This is a genomic window from Alcanivorax sp., assembly GCF_014762765.1.
GTDB lineage: Bacteria > Pseudomonadota > Gammaproteobacteria > Pseudomonadales > Alcanivoracaceae > Alcanivorax.
Window position 1 is genome coordinate 1 of sequence record NZ_JABURH010000073.1, and the last position, 3,672, is coordinate 3,672.

Genomic DNA, 3,672 nt, shown 5'->3' on the forward strand with positions numbered 1-3,672 from the left:
TTGGAGGCGGTATAGGGGGCCACCCGGCCACCCACACGCAGACCGAGGATGGAGGCGATATTGATCAGGCTGCCCGGACGGCCATCGCGCCGCCACTGTTGAATGGCAAACTTGGATACGGCCCAGACGCCCTTCAGGTTGGTATCCACCACCCTGTCCCAGTCTTCCTCGCTGAGCTCGTCGGTGGGCCCCTCATGGGACACGCCGGCGTTGTTGACCACCACATCCACCGCCGGCATATCGGCAAAGGCCGCTTCCACACTGGCGTGGTCACTCACGTCCATAGGCATCACAGTAGCCTCACGGCCCAGGGCCCGGACTGCTTCGGCGGTGGCTTCCAGTTTTTCCACCCGGCGCGCCGCCAGCACCACGTCGGCTCCCTCTTCGGCAAGGGCAATGGCGAAGTGGGCACCAAAGCCACTGGAGGCGCCGGTGATCAATATGCGTTTACCGGCCACACTGAATCGTTGGGACATAACTTCCTCACCCTTCTCTGCATCAGAGAGAGAAGCTACCCAGCCAGCAAGCCCGCCACAAGGACGAAAACGCTCAGGAGGAGGATGACAACAGCAAGGAAAGTGCGTGGCGGGTATCAGGAGTGGCACCGGGCAATAACAGCGCGTCCCGGACCGGCAACCATTCAATGGCGACCACTTCATCGCTCAACGACACGGCGTCCGGGCACACCACCACGGACGCCAACGCGCCCCAGACCTGATGATGGGGATTGGAGAAGAAGAACCATTGCCAACGGGAAAACAGGCGTTGCACGCCCACTTCCTCGAACAGTTCCCGCGACAGGTTTTCACCCACGCTTTCATTGGGCCGCATGACACCCCCGGCAGCCAGATCCCAACCACCCGGGTAAAAATGTTTGTCGTCAGCACGCTGTTGCACACACACGCGCCCGGCCAGATCACGCACCACCACGTAGGACGCACGATGGATCAGCCGCTGACGCTGCATGCGCCCACGCTGACAACTGCCGCGGGGTTGGTTATGCCGGCTTACCAGCAGCACCGGTTCGTGGTTACTCATGAACGACCATTGAAAATTCGCAGGGGCGAACAGTGAATAGCGAAACGGGGCACGAATGCAAGGGAGGGCTTGAGGTGACGCCAGAACATACTGTAGGAGCGCCTCTTGAGGCGCGAATCCGAGCCCAGGCGAGGCAATCGCACGCAGAGCCTCTCCCCGGACTGGGCCCAGGCGCGATCAGGGATTCCCAAACCAAACCAGTCTCTCCGATCCGCCGGTTAGTATCTTGCAAGCATGGTTCGCGCCCTGGAAGGGCGCTCCTACAGGGGCGTTGTAGAGAGGTTACGAATTACGGCTGGAAGTGACTGGGCGGGTAACCGGTCCATTTACGGAAGGCACGGGCGAAATTACTGGGATCGGCGTAACCCAGTTTGGAGGCCACCTGCTGCACGGTGATATTGGCCTGCAGGTAGGCCATGGCCTTGGTCATGCGTACTTCTTCCAGCAGGGAGCGGTAACTCACACCCAGAGCACTCAGATAACGACGCAGGGTGCGGGAGGTCACATGGAAATTGCAGGCCAGCTGTTCCAGGCTGGGCAGCATGCCCTCCGCCTGCATCAACCGGGCGCGCACGCGGCTTGCCCAGTCCTGGTCCGCTTCCAGCCGTTGCAGTTCTTCCTCACATTTCTGCGCGGCCATCTGGCGTGAGGCCGGATCGGATAGGGTGAAACGCTCGCTGAGCATGGCCTTGGGCAACCGCAAGGCCGCCACCTCGGCACCGAACTCCACGGGCATGGCCAACAGTTCCCGGTAGCGATCCGCATGGGCCGGCGCCGCATAGGGCAGCTCCAGCACCGCCCCCTGGAAACGGTCGCCCAGCAGATAGCGAATCCCGCCGACCACCGCAGCCACCACCACTTCCAGGTAGGTTTCGCGGATATCACCCAGAGGAACACTTTCTACCAGGCAGAAACGCACACCTTCCTGCGACGGTTCGATACGGGGAACGCACAGACGCGTACGGGTACGGAAATAACGCTCCAGCAGCCGCAGGGCGTCACCCAGGTCGGCACTGCTGATGGCGGCATAGCCGAGCAGGCCATGGGCGGTAAGGGTCAGTTGCTGGCCCAATGCCAGCCCCAGGGCCGGATCGCCGGTCATTTCACGGGCGCCCACCATGACACGGCGGAACTGCTCAAAGCGCAGGGCCGGCTGAGGGTTATAGACCTCGTCCTCGCTCAACCCCACCTGAGCGAGCAACCGGCGGGTATCCACACCAACCTCGGCAATCAGTTCCACCAGATTGCGCACGTAGTTGACGGGGACCGGGGAACGGCCGGTGCCAGGGTCCAGTTGTATAAAGCGCTCGTGATTCATGCATCCACTATACGCTACTTTAGCTCTTGTCCGAAAATGACCGAACTCTGTCCAGCCCTGCACTTCGCCAAAGCACGACTGTTCACCAGAATGCCTGCATCCGAATTTCCCGGCCCGACAGCCAAGGACAATCATGACCATGCAAGAACCTGCTTACAGCCGCCATTTCGGCGCCGATGACGCCCGCGCCATCCGCGATGCGGTGAAAAAGGATCTGGGCCCGGCCACGTTCAAGGCCCGCCCGCTGCGTGCCCTGTGGTTTATTCCCATGAGCGCAGTGATCATCGGCAGCATCGCTGCCATTCTGATGCTCGACCTGCCCTGGTGGGGCAACCTGATGCTGGGCATCCTCGCCGGACACACCCTGGCCTGCCAGGCCCTGCTGGCCCACGAAGTGCTGCATGGCGCGCTGGGCATGAGTCGTCGCATGCAGGATTTTCTCGGCTGGATCGGCTTTGGTCCGGCCCTGATCGCTCCGGAGTTCTGGCGCCGCTGGCATAATGTGGCCCACCACGCCCACACCAACCTGGGCGACAAGGACCCGGACTCCTTCGGCACCCTGTACCGCTACGAGAAACACCCCAAGACCGCCAACTTTACCAAGCTGGCCCCCGGCGGGCGCACCTGGTACAGCTTTTTGTTCCTGTTCTATTCCTTCATGTTTCACGGCCAGTTGGTGCTGCGCATGCAGACCCGCAAGCGTGAGGAATTCAAGGGATTCAACCGCAAGAAGGCGATCCGCCAATCCTATCTGTGCATGGCGGCGTGGATAACGCTGGCCATCGTGTCCGGCCCACTGGCGATCTTCACCGTGCTGATCCCGATGATGATCATCAACTTCATCGGCCAGAGCTATATTCTCACCAACCACATGCTGCGCCCGCAGATGGACAACAACCATCCTGTGGACAATTCCATGAGCGTGCGAGCCTGGCGCTGGATTGATCCGCTGCATTTCCACTTCAGCCATCATGTGGAGCATCACCTGTTCCCCAAGATGGGCTCCGATCAGGCCCCGAAAGTGCGCGCCTGGCTGCAGCAGGAAATGCCTGAACGTTACGTGTGCCCCAGCCATGTCAAAGCAGTGGCCATGCTCTACAAGACACCGCGTGTTTATCAGGATGCCAACACCCTGGTCGACCCCCTTAACCGGGAGCGGACTGTGGATGTGATGGAATTGCAGGGGCAGTTGAACTAAGCGGGCTCCCGCAGCATCCACTATAAGCCGCTGCAGGAACGGAGCGGAGCGGAGAAACGCACGTAGTTCCGTGCGGCCCGAAGGGTAAGCGAAGCGAATAACACCTCTTGAGGGACGA

General features: G+C 61.1%; 4 protein-coding genes. 1 reads left to right on the forward strand and 3 read right to left on the reverse strand.

Annotation, left to right across the window (positions count from 1 at the left end):
• The 3 genes from HUJ17_RS03205 to HUJ17_RS03215 all read right to left on the reverse strand — a co-directional run.
• On the reverse strand, window positions 1-476 hold a 476-nt coding region (locus HUJ17_RS03205), incomplete at its 3' end, for an SDR family NAD(P)-dependent oxidoreductase (RefSeq protein WP_290509319.1).
• Between the two features lie 73 nt (window positions 477-549).
• The gene (locus HUJ17_RS03210; RefSeq protein WP_290509320.1) at window positions 550-1,038 is read right to left on the reverse strand and encodes an NUDIX domain-containing protein; all 489 of its coding nucleotides are present in this window, start codon (window positions 1,036-1,038) and stop codon (window positions 550-552) included.
• Between the two features lie 289 nt (window positions 1,039-1,327).
• Window positions 1,328-2,356 (reverse strand): AraC family transcriptional regulator, encoded by a 1,029-nt coding sequence (locus HUJ17_RS03215; RefSeq protein ID WP_290509321.1) that lies wholly within the window; start codon window positions 2,354-2,356, stop codon window positions 1,328-1,330.
• A gap of 133 nt (window positions 2,357-2,489) precedes the next feature.
• Between HUJ17_RS03215 and HUJ17_RS03220 the strand changes: the two genes are divergently transcribed.
• Complete coding sequence (locus tag HUJ17_RS03220; protein ID WP_290509322.1) at window positions 2,490-3,554, forward strand: acyl-CoA desaturase; 1,065 nt, start codon at window positions 2,490-2,492, stop codon at window positions 3,552-3,554.
• The last annotated feature ends 118 nt before the right edge of the window (window positions 3,555-3,672 follow it).